Raw genomic sequence first — 21,133 nt, 5'->3', positions numbered from 1 at the left:
ATGAAAACCCTGGCAACCACCGCGCTGCTGCTCCTGGCCCTGACCGGCTGCAACAAGGACGCCCCCGTCACTGCCACGCACGCAGCACCCCCGGCTACTGCTGGCACCAGCGCCGAGGACATCAGCAGTGCCCGCAACTTCCTCAGCCACATCTACGCCGGCTACCACCCCGACGCAGGCTTGGACGCCATCCTGCCCGACGAAGAGGTCTACACACCGGCCCTGATTGCCGCGATGGAGGCCAATAGCGACGCGTACGCCGGCGAAGTCGGCTACCTGGACGGCGATCCGCTCTGCGATTGTCAGGACACCGCGCAGGATCTGCGCCAGCTCAGCTTCGACATCCAGCCACTGGCAGACGGCCAGCTTCGCGCCAGCACCCAGCTCGATGACCCCCAGCACCCTTTCCAGCTGCAATTGACCCTGCAGCGCCAAGGCAGCAGCTGGCGTGTCGCCGATATCGCCAACGCGCGTGCGCCCAGTCTTCTGCAGGCTCTGGAGCGCGATACCCAGACCGTTGCAGGCAGAAAATAAAGTCTGCTTTAGTTTTTGAAGTATTTGACCTTTCCGCATCAATTTATAACGTCTACGTTATATTTCGACATCGAGCGACCCCCAAGGCGATATTTCTAACGCTCGCTTTAGTTTTTTCTTGAGCTGGGCGCTTCTATAGCGCAATCTAAAGCCTGCGTTATATTTTGGAGTGTGAGCCATGCAGGTGCAGATCGATCAGGCGTCAGACATCGGCCAATACGTTCGCGCGGTACGCAAGGCGCAGGGCCTGCGTCAGGATGATCTGGCAGCAATGGCGGGCACCAGCCACGTGGTCCTGGGCAATGTGGAACGGGGCAAGGACACCGTGCAGATCGGCCGGGTATTCGAATTGCTGCGACAGCTGGGCATTCGCGTGCAGCTTGATCTGCCCGTGGACCTGCCGCCGCCGGAGCGCGGTTGATGGCGATGGAGATCGAACCGCGCCAGCTTGATGTGTGGCTGGAACAACAGCGCATCGGTGAGCTGTACGAGCAGGGCAACCTGTGGGTGCTGCACTACGATCCGCTCTGGCGCGACAACGGCTTTGACCTGTCGCCGGCCCTGCCGCGTAATGCGGGTGAGATCCGGGACGGTGGCAGCCAGCGCCCCGTGCAGTGGTTCTTCGACAATCTGCTGCCGGAGGAGGGCGGGCGCCAGTTGGTTGCCGCCGATGCCGGCATCAATGCGGCCGACGCATTCGGCCTGCTGCAGCGTTTTGGCCCGGAGTCGGCTGGCGCATTGACCTTGTTGTCGCCCGGGCAGCAGCTGCCGCCGCCCAAGTTGCGGCCCCTGTCCGATGCCGAGCTCTCGGCACGTATCCAGGCGCTGCCAAGGCAGCCGCTGTCCCACGGCGCGCCAAAGCGCATGTCGCTGGCGGGCGCGCAGCACAAGCTGGCGGTGGTGTTCGACCAGAAGCAGCTGTGGGAACCGATCGGGCAGGCCGCTTCCACCCACATCCTCAAGCCGGACCATGAGCAGGTGGATCACTACCCGCACAGTGTTGTGAACGAGTGGTTCTGCATGCGCCTGGCTGCCGCTTGTGGCCTGCCGGTGCCGGAGGTGCAGGTGCGGCGGGTGCCGGATCCGGTCTATCTGGTGCGTCGCTTCGACCGGGAAGGTGAGGGACTGCAGGTTCGACGCCGCTACGCGCTGGATGGGTGCCAGTTGCTGTCGCTGGACGCGGTGTTCAAATACCAACAAGCCAACAGCGCCACCCTGCGGCAGCTGCTGGATACAACCCGAACACCGGCAGCTACACGTTTGGCGCTGCTGCGCTGGCAGTTGTTCAACTTCCTTATTGGCAATGCCGACGCCCATCTGAAGAATCTCAGCTTCCTGTGGGGCGAGAAGGGCTGGGAGCTGGCGCCGCATTACGACCTGCTCAGCACAGCGGTCTATCGGGCACCGGATTGGGGCATGGAGACGTTGGTATTCCCAATGGGCAATGCCGCGCGTTTTGCGGAGGTAACCAAGGCAGAGGTAGAGGCGTTTGGCTTGAGCATTGGCGTCCCGGTGAAGCTGACGCTGCTGGAGCTGGATCGCTTGGCCAAGAACCTGTGGCGGGAAGCGCAGGTGTTGCTGCAGGCCTATGAGGAGGGCATCACCCACCAGGTAGATCCGGGCGAGGCGCGTTTGTTGCGGCAAATTGTCTATAGCCCCATCACCGACGCGCTTGGCTTGGTATCCAACTAGCTGAAATCGCTCTTGGGTAGAAGTGAGTACTCACTAAATCAAACAAAAACAATGTCTTATGATTTTTATCAGTTGTGCGTACAACGCGATTAAGGGACTCTCCATCCCCACTTCACCCCCGGCTGGTAGCATGTCCACCCCGTAATCCAAGCGCAGTTCTGTAATGGCCGATCCCAAGAACCCGTCCGTCACCCAAGCCCAGGCTGAAGACGCCGTGCGCACCCTGCTGCGCTGGGCCGGTGAAGATCCCTCCCGCGAAGGCCTGCTCGACACCCCGCGCCGGGTGGCCGAGGCCTATGGCGACTGGTTCAAGGGCTATAACGACGACCCGCGCGAGTATCTGGCCCGTACCTTCGAGGAAGTGGCCGGCTACGACGAAATGATCGTGCTGCGCGACATCGAGTACGAAAGCCACTGCGAGCACCACATGGCGCCGATCATTGGTCGTGTGCATGTCGGCTACATCCCCAATGGCCGCGTGGTCGGCATCTCCAAGCTGGCACGCGTGGTCGAGGCCTATGCACGCCGCTTCCAGGTGCAGGAAAAGATGACCGCGCAGATCGCCGACGTCATCCAGGACGTGCTGCAGCCGATGGGCGTGGGCATCGTGGTGGAAGGCGCACACGAGTGCATGACCACCCGCGGCATCCACAAGCGTGGCGTCAGCATGGTCACCTCGCGCATGCGCGGCACCTTCCATGACGACGCACGTACCCGTGCCGAGTTCCTGCGTTTCATCGAAGTCGGCCACGCCCGACGCTGAGCCCAGGGATCGCACGCGCTCGATGAAGTACCGCCAACGTATCGCCGGCTACCAGCGTCTGCGCGAGCAGCCGCTATGGAAACTGCTGGCCTCCGACCGCGCGCCGGTGTTGGTGGGCCTGTTGCAGGGCCTGCTGCTGGAAGCGGACCGCCGCATTCCCGGCTCCATCCTCGCCGAGCGCCTGCAGCAGCAGCTGGACACGCTCAATGGCGAGGAGCTCGAGGTCGAGCTGCCGCGCACCGCGCCGGCTTACATCGCCTACTGGCTGGCCCAGGGCTGGCTGGTACGGCGCCTGCCTGAAGGCGCGAGCGAGGAGGAATACGAGCTGTCGCGGCACGCCGTGCAGGCGATCCGCTTCATCGCCGGCATCGAGCACAACGCCAGCCTGGCCACCGAAAGCCGGCTGGCCATGGTGATGCAGCAGATCTCGCAGCTGGCGCAGCAGACCGAGGCCAATCCGGAAGCACGCTTGGCCGCGTTGAAGGCCGAGCGCGACCGCATCGATGCCGAAATCGCGCAGGTGTCCACCGGCAAGGTCAGCGCGCTGGATGGCAAGCGCGCGCTGGAACGCACCCGCGACGTGATCCGCCTGGCCGATGATCTGGCCGAAGACTTCCGCCGCGTGCGCGATGACTTCGAGCAGCTCAACCGCCGTTTCCGCGAACGCATCATCGACGACGAAGGCGCGCGCGGCGACGTGCTCGACCGCCTGTTCAACGGCGTCGATGTGATCGGCGAGTCCGATGCCGGACGCAGCTTCCAGGCCTTCTGGGACCTGCTCAATGACCCGCGCCGCAGCGGCGAACTCGACGCCGCGCTGGACACCGTGCTCAACCGTGGCTTCACCCGCAAGCTGGACCGCAACGAGCGCAACTTCCTGCGCAACTTCACCAGCACCTTGCTGGAACGCGGCGGCCAGGTGCACGAGGTGATGCAGCATTTTGCCCGCAGCCTGCGTGGCTTCGTGCAGAGCCGTGGCTACCTGGAACAGCGCCGGCTAAACCAACTGCTCAAGCAGGCGCAGGGCCAGGCCCTGCAGCTGCGCGATGAAGTTCGGCCGACCGCGCCCACCGGCTTCGTGCTGCCACTGTCGTCGGCGCGCATCCGTTCGATCGGCCAGTGGCGCCTGCACGACCCGCGCACGCATCAGGTCGACACCTCCATCTATTACGCCGAAGCCGCCGAGATCACCCTCGACAGCGTCGGTGATCTGGTCGCGCAGTCGGAAATCGATGTGCGCACGCTGAAAGACAATCTCTTCATGCTGCTGGGTTCGCGCCCGCGTTTGAGCATCTCGCAGGTATTGCGCGAGCGGCCGGCGCGGCAGGGCCTGGGCAGCGTGATCGGCTATCTCTCCATCGGCACCCGCCATGGCAAGGTGATGACCGACCAACTTGAAACCGTGGAATGGACCGGCGGTGACGGCGTGGTGCGACGCGCCCGCGTGCCGCTGATCTGGTTCCTCAAGGAAAGACGCGATGAACTGGTCTGAGACCGAAACTGAAATGGAAGCAGCCCCGGCGCCGGCCGCCCCGGTGCTGACCGGTGGCGCCTTGTTCGTCGGCGACAGCGGCCGCCTGCCGGTCGATGCACGCCGCGCGCTGTGCCTGCTGCTGGCCGGCCCCAGCGTCGATGCCCAGCGCCAGCCGGCGCAATGGGCGGCACTGTTGCGCAACGAAGACGAAGTGCGCAGCCTGCTGTGCGAACTGTTCCTGGAACTGGTGCTGGACCGTGACGGCGGCGTGGCCTTCACCCGCCAGTTCGATACCGCCGAACTGGACTCGCCCAACCTGTTGCGCGCCGCGCCGCTGACCTTCATCGAGTCGGTGCTGTTGTTGTTCCTGCGCCAGCAGCTGGCCGAGGCCGATACCCGCGGCGAACGCGCGGTGGTGGCCGAGTTCCAGCTGGTGGAAGCGATGAGCATCTACCAGAAGAATGTCTCCACCGACCAGGCCGGTTACGGCAAGCGCGTGGCCGCCGCCATCGCCAAGCTGCGCGAGAACCAGCTGCTGTCCAAGCTGCGCGGCAGCGAGGACCGCTACGAAGTATCGCCGGCGCTGAAACTGCTGTTCTCGGCCGAGGACGTGCAGGTGCTGGTCGAGGCCTACCGCCAGTTGCGCGATGGCGATGCCGTCACCGACGCGGTTGCCGACGACGAAGAAGCCAGCAGCGACAGCGCCACCGAATGATGCCTGGCACCCACGCCACGCTGACCAGAATGACCACCGCCGCGCAGTGCGTGGCGGCTGAAGGATGAGCCGTATGGAAACCACTTCCCACACCCTGCTTCCCAACGCCGCGTTGTTCAACGACCCGGCCAGCGACGCACGCGCGAACCAGTTCCGCATGCGCCGCCTGCAGGTGCTCAACTGGGGCACGTTCTCCGGCCTGACCGAAGTGCCGATCGCCGAACGTGGCTTCCTGTTCGTCGGCCGCTCCGGCTCGGGCAAGTCGACCCTGCTCGATGGCATGAGTGCACTGCTGACGCCACCGAGCATCGTCGACTTCAACGCCGCTGCGCGCGAAGCAGAACGCTCCGGCCGCGACCGCTCGCTGGTGTCGTATGTGCGTGGCGCCTGGGCCGACCAGCAGGACAGCGAGTCCGGCGAGATCGCCACCCAGTACCTGCGCAAGGGCGCCACCTGGAGCGCGCTGGCACTGGAATACCTCAACGCCCGCGGTGATGCGGTATCGATCGTGCGCCTGTTCTGGATCGCCGGTTCCGGTACCTCGGCCAATGACGTGCGCAAGCACTACATGGTGATCCCGCGCCGCTTCGACCTGGCCAAGGAGATGGAAGGCTTCGACCTGGACCTGCGCAAGCTGCGCGGTCGCCTTGGCGAAGACGTTGGCCACTTCGACAGCTTCACCGGCTATGCCGAGCGCTTCCGCCACTTGCTGGGCATCGGCAATGACATGGCGCTGCGCCTGCTGCACAAGACCCAGTCGGCCAAGAACCTTGGTGACCTCAATGGCTTCCTGCGTGGCTTCATGCTGGAAGAGCCGCGCACCTTCGAAGCGGCCGACCGCCTGGTCGAAGACTTCGCCGAGCTCGATGGTGCCCACCACGCGGTGGTCACCGCACGCCGCCAGGTCGAAACGCTGACCCCGGCGCGTGATTTCCACCAGGACCTGATGACGCTGCGCAAGGGCGTGGCGACGCTGCGTGACCTGCAGATCGGCATCGATGGCTTCCGCGAGGAAAAGCGCCTTGAGCTGGTCAACGAGCGCCTGAAAGAAGTGGAGATGCTCGACCGCGGCCTGATGGGCGAGGAAGGGCAGCGCCGGCAGTCGCTGGACAACCACGAACTGAAGCTGGTTGAACTTGAACGCCAGCAGCGCGAGCAGGGCGGCGAGCGCATCGACGAACTCGAGCGCGAGCGCATCCGCATCGAGCGCGAAGTCGAAGAGCGCAGCCGTCGCCGCAAGCAGCTGGAAGGCGCTTGCCGCCAGCTCGGCATGGCGCTGGCCGATACCGCCAGCGGCTTCTCCGAGCAGGTGGAGCAGGCGCGTGCCTTGATCGACGGCACCAAGTCCGGCGCCGGCACCGTGGACGATGCCATTGCCGAGCGCATGGCCGAGCGTCGCGATGATGAAAAGCGTTTCGCCGCTCTGCGGGTGGAACTGGAATCGCTGAAGGCCGCGCCGAGTTCGATCCCGGCACCGCTGCAGCAGCTGCGCGCGCGCCTGTGCGACGACACCGGCCTGTCCGAGTCCGCATTGCCGTTCGTCGGTGAATTGATCCAGGTGCGCGAGGACCAGATCGGCTGGCGCGGCGCGATCGAACGCGTGCTGCATGGCTTCGCGCAATCGCTGCTGGTCGACGAGAAGAATCACCAGCAGGTCGCCGAGTGGGCCAACCGCACCCACCTGGGCACCAAGCTGGTGTATTTCCGCATCCGTGACAACGAGCTGCTGCATTCGCGTGAGCCGGAGAAGCGTTCGCTGATCCACAAGCTGCAGTTGCGTGACCACCCCTACGGCGACTGGGTCTACAACGAGCTGCAGCGTCGTTTCGATTACACCTGCGTGGAAAACGCCGGCCAGCTACGTAACGAAGACCGCGCGATCACCCGCGAAGGCCAGATCAAGCACCCTGGCGACCGCTACGAAAAGGACGACCGCCACGCGGTCAATGATCGCAAGCGCTGGATGCTGGGCCACGATAATCGCGACAAGCGTCGCGTGTTCGAACGCGAAGGCCAGGAGCTGGCGCAGCGCATCGCGCGCAGCGAGGCCGACGTGGCGATGCTGCGCAAACAGCGCGAAAGCGGCCACGAGAAGCAGCTCGCCGCGCACTCGCTGATCGAGCGTGAGTGGGACGAGATCGATGTGGGCCCGCGCCTGCAGCGCCTGACCGATATCGATGAGCAGTTGCTCGACCTGCGCGAAGGCGACAGCGCCTTGGCCCGCATCGGCCAGCAGATTGAACTGACCCGCGGCCTGCGCGATCAGGGCAAGCGCACCTATGAAGATGTGCGGCTGGAACGCGCGCAGTTCTCACGTGAGCGCGTGCGCCTGGAACAGCAGCGCGACAATGGCCAGTCGCGCGTCTCCAGCGCACCGCTGACCGAGCTGCAGCGCGAAGGTCTGGAATCGCGCCTGCAGATCCTGCCGGGCTTGAACCTGGAAAGCCTGGAAAGCCATTTCCGCGTGATCGAGCGTGGCCTGGCCGAAGAGCTGGGCAGCAGCCAGGGCCGCGATGCCAAGCTGACCCAGCACCTGCTGGATTGCTTCCGCAAATACACCCAGCAGTGGCCGGAAGACTCCGGTGATTTCACCGTGTCGCTGACCAGCGCCGACGATTTCCTTGCGCGTTTGACCCGCCTTGAGAGCGACGGCCTGCCGCGCCACGAAGGCCGCTTCTTCGAGCTGCTGCAGACCCAGAGCAAGAACAATCTGCTCGCGCTGCAGCGCCACACCGCCGAAGCGCACAAGGCGATCAAGCAGCGCATGGACGAGGTCAACGCCTCGCTCGAGCAGGTCGCATTCAACCGCGGCACCGTGCTGGCCATCGACGTGCATGACCGGCGCCTGCCGGAAGTGCAGGATTTCCAGCTGCAGCTGCGCGCGGTGCTGACCCATCAGCAGACCGAAGACCGCTCGCTGGCCGAATCGCAGTTCAACGTGCTGCGCGAGCTGGTGCGTCGCCTCGGCGCGCAGGAGCCCGAGCTGCGTCGCTGGCGCGAGCAGGTGCTCGACGTGCGTCTGCACGTGGAATTCATCGGCGTCGAGCTGGATGCCGAAACCCGCGAGCAGGTCGAGATCTACCGCAGTGGCGCCGGCAAGTCCGGTGGCCAGCGGCAGAAGCTGGCCACGACCTGTCTTGCCGCCGCCTTGCGCTACCAGCTCGGTGGCGAAGATGGCGAACTGCCGCGCTACGCTGCAGTGGTATTGGACGAAGCCTTCGACAAGGCCGATAACGAATTCACCGCGCTGGCGATGAACATCTTCGAGAACTTCGGCTTCCAGATGGTGGTGGCAACACCGCTGAAGTCGGTGATGACGCTGGAGCCGTTCATCGGCGGCGCGTGCTTCGTCGAGATCAGCGGCCGTCACGATTCGGGCGTGTTGCTGATCGAGTACGACGACGCAGGCAATCGCCTGAAGCTGCCGGCGCGCGCACGTGGTGCGATGGCGCAGGCCAGTGCGGAGGACGTGGTGGATGCGCCGGTTGCTGTCGAGGTATCGGTTGCGTCCAGCGCGACTGCCGATGCCGAGCTTGAAGCGCCGGTCGTTGAAGCCGCGGCGGAAGCGGAAGCCAAGCCTGTGGTGAAGAAGGCAGCGAAGAAGGCTTCGACGAAGAAGAACATTCCGGCCTGATAGCCAGGGGGAGACCCGGCTTTCCCTTCTCCCGCTTGCGGGGGAAGGTGCCCGGAGGGCGGATGGGGGAGTTTTTGACGTTGCTTTGGTTGTCGCATCAGAGCCAAAGCCAAAGCCAAAGCCAAAGCCAAAGCACCCCTCCCCAACCCTCCCCTTGGCCTTCGGCCAAAGGGAGGGAGCACAGCCAAGCTCCCTTCGCTGCGCTTGTTACCCTCTGTATATCCAGAAACACATACAACGGAGATCAGCATGCATTACGTGGAAATCATCACCGCCCTGGTGGTGCTGCAATACCTGTTCTTCATTGTGTTGGCCGGCCGCGCGCGTGGTCGCTACGGCGTCAAGGCCCCCGCGGTCACTGGTCACGAAGGTTTCGAGCGCGTTTACCGCGTACAGATGAATACCCTGGAGCTGATGGTCGCGCTGTTGCCGTCCATGCTGATCGCCGCACGCTTCTGGCCAGCCGAATGGGTGGCAGGCATTGGTGCGGTGTACCTGGTCGGCCGCTTCATCTACTGGCGCGCCTATGTCGGCAATCCGTCCAGCCGCGGCCTGGGCTTCGGCCTGTCGATGCTGCCGGTGCTGGTACTGCTGCTGATGGCGCTCGCTGGCGCGTTCCTGCGCTGAGTAATCCGGCTTTTTCCCGCTTTTGTGGGAGCGGTGTAAACCGCGAAGCTCATGGCCTAGCAGTTGCAGCTAGATCTGCAATTGCATTGCTTGCACGGCCTCTGGCATCGCCAGCTTCGCGGTTTACACCGCTCCCACAACAACAATGCTGAAACCAAGGGAGCCTCGCGGCTCCCTTGGTCGTTTTCCAACTCAGAAATCCATGCTGAGCCTGGCGTAGGTGTAGCGGCCGGGCAGGTCGTAGGTTCCCGGGTCATAGCCATTGAGCGTGCAGCTCAGGCAGATCGGCGGGTTCTTGTCGAACACGTTGTTGACACCGACGCTGAGCTTGACGCCCTTCATCCACGCATCGGTACGCCAGCTGATCTGCGCGTCGTGGTAGGTGGTGGAACCCAGCCAGTGTTGATCGGCAACGCTGTCGGTACAGATCGCAAAGCCATTGGCACCAGCACAGCTTTCGCGCAGACGATCGATATAGCGCATCGTCCAGTTCACGTTCCAGTTCTGGTAATCCCAGTTGGTGGCGAAGGTCGAGCTCCATTCCGGAATCGCGCTGTCGCTGACCTCGATGCCAGGTCCCTTCGGTTCGGCTTGGCCGGATTCGTTGATCAGTTCGTAGCGGGTTACCCAGGTCGCCTTCCAGTCAAAGCCAAGCTGGCCCCAGCCGGTTTCCGGCAGCAACCAATGCGCGGTGAAGTCCCAGCCGCTGGTGTTGATGGTGCCGAGGTTGGCGAGGATGTCCTCGAAGCGGACGATCTGGCCGCGGTCGTTGCGGGTATAGCTGGCGCAGGCGAAGGCATCGCGGGTGTCGATGCAACGGTCCATGATCGACTGCGCATCCGGTGCCTGGATCGCCTTGTCGATGGTGTGGCGATAGAAGGTCACCCCCAGATCCAGCTTGCTGGCCCAGCTGCTGTCCTCTGCCCAGCTCGGGCTCCATACTGCGCCGGCCATGAACGAGCGGCTCTCTTCCGGCTCCAGGTCGCGGTTGCCCGCAGTCACCACCGAGATCTGCGGGTTGGCCTGCTCATAGCCCGGCGGTACACCATCGGCGACGCACTTCGGGGTCGTCGAAGCGGCGTTGTTGCAGGGGTCGACGATGGTGGCGTCGAAGCGGCTCAGCGTGCCGTACAGCTCACCGATGGACGGCGCACGGAAGCCCTGTGCGAACGACATGCGCAGCAGCAGCTCATCGGCCGGCTGCCAGCGCAGGCCGATCTTGCCGGTGCCGGTGCCGCCGAAGGTGGAGTAGTCCGAATAGCGGCCGGCGATGCTCAGGTCCAGGCTCTTGCCCCAGAAGCCTTCGCGCGCCAGTGGTACATCGAACTCTACGTAGCCTTCCTTCACCGAATAGCTGCCGATGGTCACGCCGGATGGCACGCCGTTGTATTCGCCGGCGATGGTGATCGGGTCGGGGTGGTATTCGCCCTTGTAGCGACGCCATTCCGCGCCGGCGGCGAAGGACAGCGGGCCGGCCCAGATGTCGAACAGTTCACCGGTGATGTTGGCCGAACCCAGCGACAGCGTGTTCTTGCTGCGGTCGCGCACGATCGGCGAGATCCACGCCAGCATCTCGGGAGTGATGGTGCCCGGTCCGCCGAACAGGTTCAGCGGTACGCAGCCGGCAATCGCCGCACAGGCCGCTGGATCGCCCAAGGCCTGGTTGATGTGCTTGACGTTGTAGCTGCCGGTATTGGTCTGGGTGGCCTTGCTCTCGCTGGACATCACGTTGATGTCCCAGTTCCAGCTGCGCTGGTTGACCTCGAAGATGCCGTCCAGACCACCGGCCGCGTACCAGGTTTTTACGTCCTGCTCGTAGCGGCGCGGGCCACCTTCCACCGGTCGTCGGCCGAGCAGGAACAGGTTGGGATTGGCCCCCATCGTGGTCAGGTCGAAGCCGAAGGGGTTGTACGGATTGTTGGCCGAGATGACCAGTTTGGTTTCGGCCCATTCGTTGTAGACGCCGGCATCGGTGCCGAGGAAGAACGGTTCCGGCGCGGCCTGGTTGGCGGACTCGCGCTCGCTGTACAAGCCGCGGAACCAACCGCTGACGTTCGGGGTGAACTCGAAGCGTACCTGGCCGAATACCGACTTGCGTTCGTTCGGGGTCAGCAACAGGTTGTTGGGCGCGAAGTTGTAGCGGTCCGCTGTGCTGAAGCAGTGATAGTCATCGGTGCGGGTACAGCCGGTCTGGCTGGGATCGAATACCGGGTTGGTAACTCCGGTGTTGGACGTGATGTTGTAGGTATTGCCGCTGGGGTCGGCGAATACCAGGCGTCCCTGCGGCGTGGCCGAGCTGCCGTTGGCGAGGCCGGTACCGGGCACCGGCACCGTCGCCCATTCGTACTCCCTGGAGGAGATCTCCTTCTGCTTGAACCACGACGCACCAACAATCCACTGCGCGCGCTCACTGCTGCCGCCGAAGCTCAGGTCGATGCTGCTGGTGTCGCCGCCCTTGAGGTTGTAGTCGCCGTACTGCACCTCGACGTGGCCGCCTTCGGCGCCTTTCTTGGTGATGATGTTGACCACGCCGGCAATGGCATCGGAACCGTAGATCGAGGAGGCGCCGTCTTCCAGCACTTCGATGCGATCGACGATTGCCAGTGGAATGGTGTTCAAGTCCACCGACGAGCCCACGCCCGAGCCGGAGGATTCATTGACCCAGCGGATGCCATCCACCAGCACCAGTACGCGCTTGGGCCCGAGATGACGCAGGTCCACCGTTGCCGCACCGGCGCCGACACCGCCGCCATCGGGCGGGAAGCCGAAGTTGCCGCTGGAGTTGAGCTTGGTGCTCAGCGATGCGCCGCTGGCAGTGAGGTGCTGGACCACGTCGGCGACCGAACTGTAACCGGTGCGCTCGATGGCTTCGCGGCTGAGTACCTGCACCGGAACCTGAGTTTCCAGCTCGGCTTTCTTGATGCGGGTACCCGTGACCTGAATGCTGTCCAGGGTCTTGGGGGTACTGTCTGGCGCCTGTTGCGCGAAGGCCGCGCCGGGCAGCAAACACAACAATGACAAGCGGACAGCGCAGCTCAGGCGGCGCGGGCGTAGCGGTAACAACGTCATCGGAATGCTCCTGGTGATTGCCGGACTACGTGCCCGCCACCATGACGGGCGTAGCCGATTTGTAAGCAATTCGTTAGGCGCAAACAAGCAGAGGCGTCTCAACGCGAACCTGAATCCGCGTAATGAAACCGTTGTTACGTCAGTTCACCGTGATGAATAGCCGCCGTCGACCAAGTGGTAGCTCCCGGTGATGAACGAGGCTTTGTCCGACAGCAGGAAGCAGGTCAACGCCGCGACTTCCTCTGCCTTGCCCAGCCGACCGGCCGGGTGCAGCGCCACCAGTCCGGCGTAGGCGCGGTCATCCATGTCCTGCAGCAGCGGTGTATCGATGAAACCAGGGCCCACGGCATTGATCCGCAGCCCGCGCGCGGAGTACTCCAGCGCTGCGCTCTTGGTCATGCCGATCAACGCGTGCTTGGCGGCCACGTAAGCAGCCGCGCCGGCCCAGCCATTGCTGCCCAGGATCGAGGCCATGTTGACCACCGCACCGCCGCCGCTGGCGAGGATGGCCGGGATCTCGTACTTCATCGAATAGAACACGCCGTGCAGGTTGACCCCGAGCACGCGGTGCCATTCTTCCAGCGGGTAATCGGCGGTCTGCAGGCTGGCGCCGCTGATGCCGGCGTTGTTGACCGCCAGATGCAGGCCGCCGAAGCGTTCGTTGCAGGCGTTGACCATCAGCCGCACTGCATCCGGGTCGCTGACATCCACCTGCAGCGCCTGTACCCGTTCGCCCAATGACAGCGCGACCGCGGTGGCGGCATCACCGTCGATATCGGCGGCCAATACGCTTGCACCGCGTGCGGCCAGCTGTCGAACTACCGCCTCACCTATGCCGGAGGCGGCACCGGTAACCAGCGCGATGCGGCCGGCAAAATCGTGTTGCATGTGACATTTCCACAGCTGCGGTCATTCCGCATGTGGGCAGCGTCCCGCGTTTGCCTTGCAGGCGCATTGCGTGGGATCAATCCGGAGTGGTTGCGGATTCGTGTTTTTCGGCCGGCGGCCGCGCCGCATGCTGGCCGGGATGCGTATGCAAGGGCACGAACGCGGCCAGGTCTTCGGCACGCATCGGGCGGGCGAAGAAATAGCCCTGTCCGTACAGCACGCCCCTGCTGCGGAAGAAATCGGCCTGTTCCTGGCTCTCGATGCCCTCTACCAGCGTCTGCATGTTCAGGCTGGATGCCAGCTCGATGATGTGGGTGGCGACCTGGCTGGTGACCGCTTCAGTGCAGGCGGTGGAGGTGAAGCTCTTGTCCACCTTGAGGATGTCGAACGGATAGGTGGTCAGATAGGCGAGGCTGGAATAGCCGGTGCCGAAGTCATCGATGGCGATCTCGATGCCCAGCGCGTGGATCGCCGCCACCACATCCTGCGCGCTGGTTTCCTCCAGCAGGCCGCGTTCGGTGGCTTCCACCACGAACTGGCCATTGCCGGGGCCGATGGCCTGCTGCATCTCCGCCAGCAGCTGCGGGGTGTCCATCGATTGCAGGTCGCGCGGCGACAGGTTCACGCCGAGGCGGAAGCGAGGGTACTGGCGGAAGAAGCCGCTCAGGTCCTGCACCACCAGTTCCAGCACCCGGCGGGTGACCAGCTGGATCAGCCCGGCATCCTCGGCAAAGGGAATGAAGCGGTCCGGTGGAACCACGGTGCCGTCCTCGTGCTCCCAGCGCAGCAGCGCCTCCGCGCCGATGCAGGTGTCGTCCTGCAGGCAGAACACCGGCTGGTACACCAGGAAGAAGTGGCCCTTGTTGATGGCACGCAACAGCTCGGCACGGGTCGACCATTGCCGGCGGATCATCACCAGCGCCATGCCCAGCACCGCCAGCCCGGCGACGATGCCGATCGGAATGAACCAATGGGCGAACTGGGCCATGCGCGTATCAATCGTGGCCAGCGGCGTGGCCACGATCACGCCGGTGCCGCCGGGGCGCAGTACCCGGCGTACCACCAGGTAGCCCGCCTCGGCATCGGTGAAGTGGCCGTCGTGGTTCTTGTCCGCCGTTGTCGTTGTCCAGCCCGGCAGCAGGGTGCCCTGACGCGCGGCGTAGCGGCCGTCCATGCTGTTGAACAGGCCAAGTGACAGGTCGGGGCGGGCGAACGGGGAGATCAGCCCGTCCGGATAGACCAGCAGGGCGTAGCCGTCCTTCTCCAGTATCACGTACTCGTGCCCGGGCAGACCCGGAACCTGCACCTGGGTGTAGACCAGCACACCGTCCGCTGCACGCAACGGGTTCGGAGGCAGCGCGATCTGTTGCATCAGTGCGCCGCCGGAGGAGCAGACAACCTTGCCGTCCTGCAGGTACAGGGTGCTCTTGACGATGTGCGAGCTGATGCCGAAGCGCTGCATCCGCAGCAGCCCGGCCGGGCTGCAGGGGGCATCACCGCTGCTGCGCATCTCCGCGCTCAGGCGCTCGATCACACCGATGGTGCCAGCGACCTCGCGGCGGATGCTCGTGGAGACGTCATCGAGCAACACATACTTCTCGCGGATGGCCTGTTTGCGTGCCTGGTGCAGTGAATACAGCACTGGCACACAGGCAAGTATCGCTGCGGCAAGCAGCAGCAACGCAGCGATTCGATAACGTTTGGTCATGGATGCGCCATCCCCGGTTGGCTTCTTACTGCACCACTATGTGACGTACGTCAAGAATTTCCAGTGATCGAAATTTAGCTATGTGCAAGCCTGCTTCACGCCGCGCTGAAGGTATCCCAGGCCATGCGTGCGATAAGCACCACTACCAGCACCACAAAAAGCTTGCGAATCAATGGGGTGCCGCCGCGCAGGGCAAGCCGGGTGCCGGTCACCGCCCCCAGCACGTTGGCTGCCGCCATGGGGATGGCCAGTGCCAGCAGCACATTGCCGCTGGGCACGAAGAACGACAATGCCGCGATATTGGTTGCCAGGTTGACCACCTTGGAAGCGGCCGAGGCACGCAGGAAGTCCAGCCCGAAGAAGCGCACGAACAGGAAGATCAGGAAGCTGCCGGTGCCCGGTCCGAAGAAGCCATCGTAGAAACCGATCACCCCGCCCATCGCCAGCGCGATCAGCAATTCGCGGCGGCCAACCTCGCGTGGCCGGTGCAGTGCGCCGAAATCCTTCTTGGCCAGCGTATAGCCCAGCATCACGATCAGCAGGGTCAGCACCAAAGGCCGTACCGCTTCCTTCGACAGCAGCGTCACCGCGGTGGCACCGAGGAAGGAGAACGCGAAAGCGGCTGCAGCCGCCAGCAACACCGGCCGCCATGGGAAACGCACTGCGCGCGCATAGCGCAGCGCCGAGGCGCCGGTGCCGAATACCGAGCTGAACTTGTTGGTGCCGAGCAAGGCCGCTGGTGTCTGCTGCGGCAACGCAGTGAACAAGCCTGGCAACTGGATCAAGCCACCACCGCCAACCGCTGCGTCCACCAACCCTGCGATGAAGGCGATGACCAGCAACCAAGGCAGTTCGGGTGGAATCAACTCCAGCATGGCAACTCCGGCGCAGGGCGCGACAGCATACGCTCAGTGCGGCCGCAGATCGCTTGGAACTGCGGCGGACGTGGATGAAAATGCGCGCATGCAGATATCTCCCACATCTTCCTGTCCCTGCGGCCGGGACCAGACCTACGCCGCCTGCTGTGGTCGCTACCACGCCGGCGAAGCCGCGCCGGATGCCGAGTCGCTGATGCGATCGCGCTACAGCGCCTATGTAATCAAGGACGTTGATTACCTGCTCGCCAGCTGGCACCCGGACACTCGCCCGGCCACGCTGTCGCTGGACGATGCCCCGGGCCAACGCACGCAATGGCTGGGCCTGAGCGTGCAGCGGCACGTGATCACCGGCGAAGACACGGCCGAAGTCGAATTCACCGCCCGCTACCGCGTAGGCGGTGGCAGCGCGGTAAAGATGGTCGAGCACAGCCGCTTCCAGCGCATCGACGGCCGCTGGTATTACCTGGACGCCGCCGGCACCTAACTCCCTCCCTTGCGCGCAGCGCAGGAACCCACAGGTAGTGCCGAGCCATGCTCGGCAGGGGCGTTACCGGCCAAGCCATTTGGTAGAGCCGAGCCACGCTCGGCTGGGGCCTTACCGGTGAAGCCATTTGGTAGAGCCGAGCCATGCTCGGCTGGGGCCTTACCGGTGAAGCCTCTGCCGAGCACGGCTCGGCACTACGCTTCCGCCCCGTCCCTTGCGCGCAGCGCAGGGGAGGGTTGGGGAGGGGTGCTTTTGGCTTTTGACCTTCAGCTTTTGGATTTTCGGCTTTCGCCCCTCAAACATCCCCAGCTTCGCAGCTCACGCCGTTCCCACAACCAAGCAGAACCAGCCGCAACCACACACCCACACCGCTTATCATCAAGCTCCAGTGCAAGGAGCGTATGGATGAACCCGATCAACCTGCTGCGTGCAGGCACCACGCTGGCCGCGCTCACGCTGGCCTTCTCAGCCAACGCTGCGATCACCGACTTCGGCAGCTGCGGTGCCTCACTCAAGACCGCCGCCGTCGCCCAGGGCATCAACGGCGAAAAGTTTGATCAGGTTTTCAGCAGCATCACCCCCGACCTGAGCGTGCTGCCACTGCTCGATGCACAGCCCGAGTTCACCACCCCGATCTGGGATTATCTGGCCTCGCTGGTCGACAGCCGCCGCATCGCCGATGGCCGCGCGCTGCTCAGCCAGCACCGCGTGCTGCTGGATCAGGTCAGCGCCCAGTATGGTGTCGATCCAGCCACCATCGTCGCGGTCTGGGGCGTGGAGAGCGATTACGGCCGCGTGTTCGGCAAGCGCCCGTTGCTGCAGTCGCTGGCCACCCTGTCCTGCAACGGCCGCCGCCAGCCCTTCTTCAAAGGTGAACTGCTGGCTCTGCTCAAGCTGATCGACAAAGGCGATCTGAACCCGACTGGCCTGACCGGCTCCTGGGCCGGCGCCTTCGGCCACACCCAGTTCATGCCATCCACCTACGCCCGCATCGCGGTGGATGGCGACGGCGATGGCCGCCGTGACCTGGTCGCCAGCATTCCCGATGCGCTGGCCTCCACCGCCAATTACCTGAAGCAGTCGGGCTGGCGTACCGGCCAGCCGTGGGGCGTGGAAGTACGCATCCCGGCCAACTTCAACGCCGCACTCGCCGGTCGCACCAAGCGCAAGCCGCTGGCGGACTGGCGCGCGCTGGGTATCACCTTGGCCGACGGCAAGCCGCTGCAGGTATCGGCGATCACTGACGACAGCAATGCCGCTTTGCTGTTGCCGGCCGGCGCCAAGGGCCCGGCCTTGCTGGTATTCCGCAATTACGACGCGATTTATTCCTATAACGCAGCAGAGAGCTACGCATTGGCGATCGCCACCTTGGCCGACCGCCTGCGCGGCGGCAGCGGTCTGAGTGCGGCCTGGCCCACCGATGACCCCGGCATCGGCCGCGATGAGCGTCGCGAACTGCAGACCCTGCTGCTCGCGCGCGGGCACGATATCGGCAGCGCTGACGGCATGGTCGGCACCGCCACCCGCCGCGCCATCCAGGTCGAACAGCAGCGCCTCGGCTGGAAGAACGCAGACGGCCGTGCCGGCACCCGCATCCTGCAGGCACTGCGCAGTGCCAAGCCGGCGCAGCCGACGGCGTTCCAGCTGCCGCCCAATTACCAGCAACTTGTCCAATCACCGATCGTACGGAGCAACGTTTCAATGAAGGATGCGCAGGGCCTGAGCACAGGCGACTTCAAGGGCTTCACCGCCTGGAAGGTGGAAACCCCGTTCTCCACCGCGGCCATCAGCGTGTTCGGCGGGCAGTTGCTGTCCTTCGTGCCCAATGGTGGCCAGGACGTGATGTGGCTTTCGCCCAGTGCCAAGCAACCGCCCACGCCCATCCGTGGCGGTGCGCCGGTGTGCTGGCCGTACTTCTCGCGGCAAGGGCAGGGCAATGACGTGCCTGCGCATGGTTTCGTGCGCACTGTCGCCTGGGAGCTGCGCGACGCCCGTCGCGAAGCCGATGGCAGCGTGGTCTTGACCCTTGCACCGTCGCCGATGGACAACCTCGGGCTGCGCCTGCAGATGGTGGTGCGCATCGGCCGCACCCTGGAGCAGGAGTTGATCACCGAGAACACCGGCAGCCAGGCGACCAGCTTCACCCAGGCCCTGCACAACTACTTCAATGTCAGCGATGCCTTGAAGGTGGATGTCACCGGACTGGATGGGCTCACCTACCTGGACAAGCTCGACAACGGCAACGCCCACGTGCAGAAGGGTGATTGGAACCTGCGCGACCCGCGTGACCCCGGCCGCAGCGATCGCCTCTACACCCAGGCCGGTGGCCATTACGTACTGCGCGACCCGGGCTTCAAGCGGGCCATCGACATCAGCACCAGCGGCAGCCGCACCGCCGTGGTCTGGAATGCCGGCGAAGCCGGTGCTGCAAAGATGGACGACATCGGTGCAGCGTGGCGCAACTACGTCTGCGTGGAAGCCGCCAATGCCGGCCCGGACGTGATCGAGCTGGCGCCCGGCGGACGCCACACACTCAAGCAAGTATTCGAGGTCAAACCACTTTGAGTGCAATCCGCTTGTGAGGCTTACGCGCGCGAACTAGCGTCAATCCCGCTGCCATGAAGGCAGTAGTCGTTCCATCAAGGAAGAAGCAATGCCGAATACCCAGTGGTATTACACCGACGCCCAGCACGAGCGGCAGGGTCCGCTCGCCACCGCACAGATGAAGCTGCTGTTTGCCGAGGGTGGGCTGGCGCCATCTGCGCTGGTATGGCGTGCGGGCATGGAGCAATGGCAGCCAGTGCAGGACTTCGCGCTGGAACTGGCCTGGCCGGAGCCGGCAGAAGGCAAGCACGACGGCAGTAATCCGTACGCGGCTCCAGCTGCCGTTGTCGGTGAGCCGTCGCTCGCGTTGATGGACGATACCTTGAAGCCTTACGCCGATTTTGTCGGCAGCAACTTTGATAAGTACCGCCGGAAGTGGCACCTGGATGCAAAACATCCCCATGCCAAGGACACCTGGCATTGGCCTGCCTTCTGCTTCGGTTTGATGTGGATGCTGTACCGCAAGATGTACCTGCTCGCGGTGATGTGGGGAGTTGGGTCCCTGCTGCTTTCAACCGCGCTGCGCTTGATGGGTATCCCGGATCTTGCGGCATGGGGTGTCAGCGTTGGTATTGCGGTTGCCGCGGGTGGCCTGGGCAACGCCTTCTACCTGAAGCATGCGCAGAAGCAGATTCAGCAGGTGACCGCTGCAAACACCGGGGGTGCCCATGCGCTGCGGGCGCAGCTGCGCCTGCGTGGCGGAACCAGCATCGCCGCCGTGTTCACGGGTATTTTTGTGATGATCGTGATCAACGTGACAATCGCATTCACTATCATGTGAAAAACGTCAGTGCGCACCGGCTGATATCGAGCCGATGCGCACTGACTGCATGTACAGAAGTCAGCGCAGTGGCGCAGGCCGGCGCAGCACCAGTAGCGTGATCACACCAGCGACCAAGCCCCAGAACGCAGAACCAATACCCGCCATCGACAGCCCAGACGCCGTCACCAGGAAGGTCACCAGCGCGGGCTCGCGCTCAGCCTCTTCCTTCAAGGCCACCGCCAGGCTGTTGCCGATGGTTCCAAGCAGGGCGATGCCGGCCAGCGTCGCGATCAGCTCCTTCGGGAATGCCGCAAACACCGCCGCCACCGTCGCCCCGAACAAGCCGATCACGATGTAGAACACGCCTGCGCTCACTGCCGCCGTATAACGCCGCGCCGGATCCTCATGCACATCCCGGCCCATGCAGATCGCCGCGGTGATCGCCGCCAGGTTCAAGGCATAGCCACCGAATGGTGCCAAGGCGGTATTGACCACCCCGATCCAACCGATCACCGGCGATATCGGTGCGTCATAGCCGGAGGCCTTCAACACCGCCACGCCCGGCACGTTCTGCGAGGCCATGGTGACGATGAACAAAGGCAGGGCGATGCCGAACAGCGCCGCCCAGGACAGCGTCGGCATGGTGAACACCGGCAGCGCCATCTGCAGCTGCACCTGTTCCATGTGCATCAGCCCCTTGCCGCTGACGATCGCCACGCCCACCAGCAAGGTCGCGATCACCGCATAGCGCGGCAACCAGCGCCGCCCGATCAAGTAGGTGGCAAACATCAGCAGCACCAAGAGCGGCTGGGTGTTCACCGATACAAAGACATCCAGGCCAAAGCGCAGCAGCACACCGGCCAACATGCCTGAGGCCAGCGACACCGGGATCCTTCGCATCGCCTTCTCGAACACCCCCGAGAAACCGGCCAACGCGCCCATCAACGCGGCCAGCACAAATGCACCGATCGCATCGGACAGCGGCAGCGTGGTTGCCCCGACCACCAGCATCGCCGCACCGGGCGTGGACCAGGCCGTCACCACCGGCACCCGGTAGCGCAGCGACAGACCAATACAGGTGACGCCCATGCCGATGCCCAGTGCCCACATCCACGACGCGATCTCGGCCTGTCCGGCACCAACCGCCTGCGCTGCCTGGAACACGATCACCGCCGAGCTGGCAAAGCCCACCAGCACCGTAATGAAGCCGGCAACCACGGCAGGCAACGAGAGATCACGAAAGAACGAACGCGGAGCCGGATTGGTCATCTATATAGAGGTGCAACAGATCAACCCGCAT

At 64.2% G+C, this 21,133-nt stretch carries 15 protein-coding genes and 1 pseudogene; 11 read left to right on the top strand and 5 right to left on the bottom strand.

Annotation, left to right across the window (positions count from 1 at the left end; translation table 11 throughout):
• The 8 genes and pseudogenes from Q5Z11_RS20535 to Q5Z11_RS20500 all read left to right on the top strand — a co-directional run bounded on the left by Q5Z11_RS20535 (position 1) and on the right by Q5Z11_RS20500 (position 9,439).
• Positions 1-534, top strand: coding sequence for a DUF3828 domain-containing protein (locus tag Q5Z11_RS20535; protein ID WP_303748102.1), 534 nt, complete (start codon positions 1-3; stop codon positions 532-534).
• A 178-nt stretch (positions 535-712) separates the two neighbouring features.
• Positions 713-955, top strand: coding sequence for a helix-turn-helix domain-containing protein (locus Q5Z11_RS20530; RefSeq protein WP_303748101.1), 243 nt, complete (start codon positions 713-715; stop codon positions 953-955).
• On the top strand, positions 955-2,226 hold the full coding sequence (locus tag Q5Z11_RS20525) for a HipA domain-containing protein (protein ID WP_303748100.1): 1,272 nt from the start codon (positions 955-957) through the stop codon (positions 2,224-2,226). The genes Q5Z11_RS20530 and Q5Z11_RS20525 overlap by 1 nt, the downstream gene beginning before the upstream one ends.
• A 163-nt stretch (positions 2,227-2,389) precedes the next feature.
• Positions 2,390-2,989, top strand: a complete 600-nt coding sequence (folE, locus tag Q5Z11_RS20520) for a GTP cyclohydrolase I FolE (protein WP_303748099.1) — start codon at positions 2,390-2,392, stop codon at positions 2,987-2,989.
• A gap of 22 nt (positions 2,990-3,011) precedes the next feature.
• Positions 3,012-4,481, top strand: coding sequence for a DUF3375 domain-containing protein (locus Q5Z11_RS20515; RefSeq protein WP_303748098.1), 1,470 nt, complete (start codon positions 3,012-3,014; stop codon positions 4,479-4,481).
• The gene (locus Q5Z11_RS20510; RefSeq protein ID WP_303748097.1) at positions 4,468-5,178 is read left to right on the top strand and encodes a DUF4194 domain-containing protein; all 711 of its coding nucleotides are present in this window, start codon (positions 4,468-4,470) and stop codon (positions 5,176-5,178) included. Before Q5Z11_RS20515 ends, Q5Z11_RS20510 begins: the two co-directional genes overlap by 14 nt.
• 73 nt (positions 5,179-5,251) lie before the next feature.
• Positions 5,252-8,809: pseudogene (locus Q5Z11_RS20505) on the top strand (ATP-binding protein); the annotation flags it as partial.
• Positions 8,810-9,061: 252 nt separating this feature from the next.
• Positions 9,062-9,439: an MAPEG family protein gene (locus Q5Z11_RS20500; RefSeq protein WP_303748096.1), complete on the top strand. Its 378-nt coding sequence runs from the start codon at positions 9,062-9,064 to the stop codon at positions 9,437-9,439.
• A 192-nt stretch (positions 9,440-9,631) separates the two neighbouring features.
• Here the strand turns inward: Q5Z11_RS20500 and Q5Z11_RS20495 are convergent, their stop codons facing one another.
• From Q5Z11_RS20495 to Q5Z11_RS20480, 4 genes are all read right to left on the bottom strand, one after another.
• Positions 9,632-12,508, bottom strand: coding sequence for a TonB-dependent receptor (locus tag Q5Z11_RS20495; protein ID WP_303748095.1), 2,877 nt, complete (start codon positions 12,506-12,508; stop codon positions 9,632-9,634).
• A 144-nt stretch (positions 12,509-12,652) separates the two neighbouring features.
• A complete protein-coding gene (locus Q5Z11_RS20490) occupies positions 12,653-13,396 on the bottom strand; it encodes an SDR family NAD(P)-dependent oxidoreductase (protein WP_303748094.1) in 744 nt (247 codons plus the stop codon).
• A gap of 76 nt (positions 13,397-13,472) precedes the next feature.
• Complete coding sequence (locus Q5Z11_RS20485) at positions 13,473-15,104, bottom strand: EAL domain-containing protein (RefSeq protein WP_303748093.1); 1,632 nt, start codon at positions 15,102-15,104, stop codon at positions 13,473-13,475.
• 95 nt (positions 15,105-15,199) lie between these two features.
• Positions 15,200-15,979 carry a sulfite exporter TauE/SafE family protein gene (locus tag Q5Z11_RS20480; RefSeq protein WP_303748092.1) on the bottom strand — a complete coding sequence of 260 codons (780 nt, stop codon included), beginning with the start codon at positions 15,977-15,979 and terminating at the stop codon, positions 15,200-15,202.
• Between the two features lie 88 nt (positions 15,980-16,067).
• Here Q5Z11_RS20480 and Q5Z11_RS20475 point away from each other — a divergent pair, with 88 nt between their 5' ends.
• From Q5Z11_RS20475 to Q5Z11_RS20465, 3 genes are all read left to right on the top strand, one after another.
• A complete protein-coding gene (locus Q5Z11_RS20475; protein WP_303748091.1) occupies positions 16,068-16,466 on the top strand; it encodes a YchJ family metal-binding protein in 399 nt (132 codons plus the stop codon).
• A 405-nt stretch (positions 16,467-16,871) separates the two neighbouring features.
• Positions 16,872-19,031: a lytic murein transglycosylase gene (locus Q5Z11_RS20470; protein ID WP_303748090.1), complete on the top strand. Its 2,160-nt coding sequence runs from the start codon at positions 16,872-16,874 to the stop codon at positions 19,029-19,031.
• An 88-nt stretch (positions 19,032-19,119) separates the two neighbouring features.
• A complete protein-coding gene (locus tag Q5Z11_RS20465; RefSeq protein ID WP_303748089.1) occupies positions 19,120-19,851 on the top strand; it encodes a GYF domain-containing protein in 732 nt (243 codons plus the stop codon).
• Positions 19,852-19,911: 60 nt separating this feature from the next.
• Here Q5Z11_RS20465 and Q5Z11_RS20460 read toward each other — a convergent pair whose 3' ends face one another.
• Positions 19,912-21,102, bottom strand: a complete 1,191-nt coding sequence (locus tag Q5Z11_RS20460) for a benzoate/H(+) symporter BenE family transporter (protein ID WP_303748088.1) — start codon at positions 21,100-21,102, stop codon at positions 19,912-19,914.
• Between the last annotated feature and the right edge of the window lie 31 nt (positions 21,103-21,133).

The organism is Stenotrophomonas sp. 610A2 (assembly GCF_030549615.1).
GTDB lineage: Bacteria > Pseudomonadota > Gammaproteobacteria > Xanthomonadales > Xanthomonadaceae > Stenotrophomonas > Stenotrophomonas pigmentata.
The sequence above is the reverse complement of the archived record's forward strand: the minus strand, read 5'-3'. Positions and strand labels throughout refer to the sequence as shown.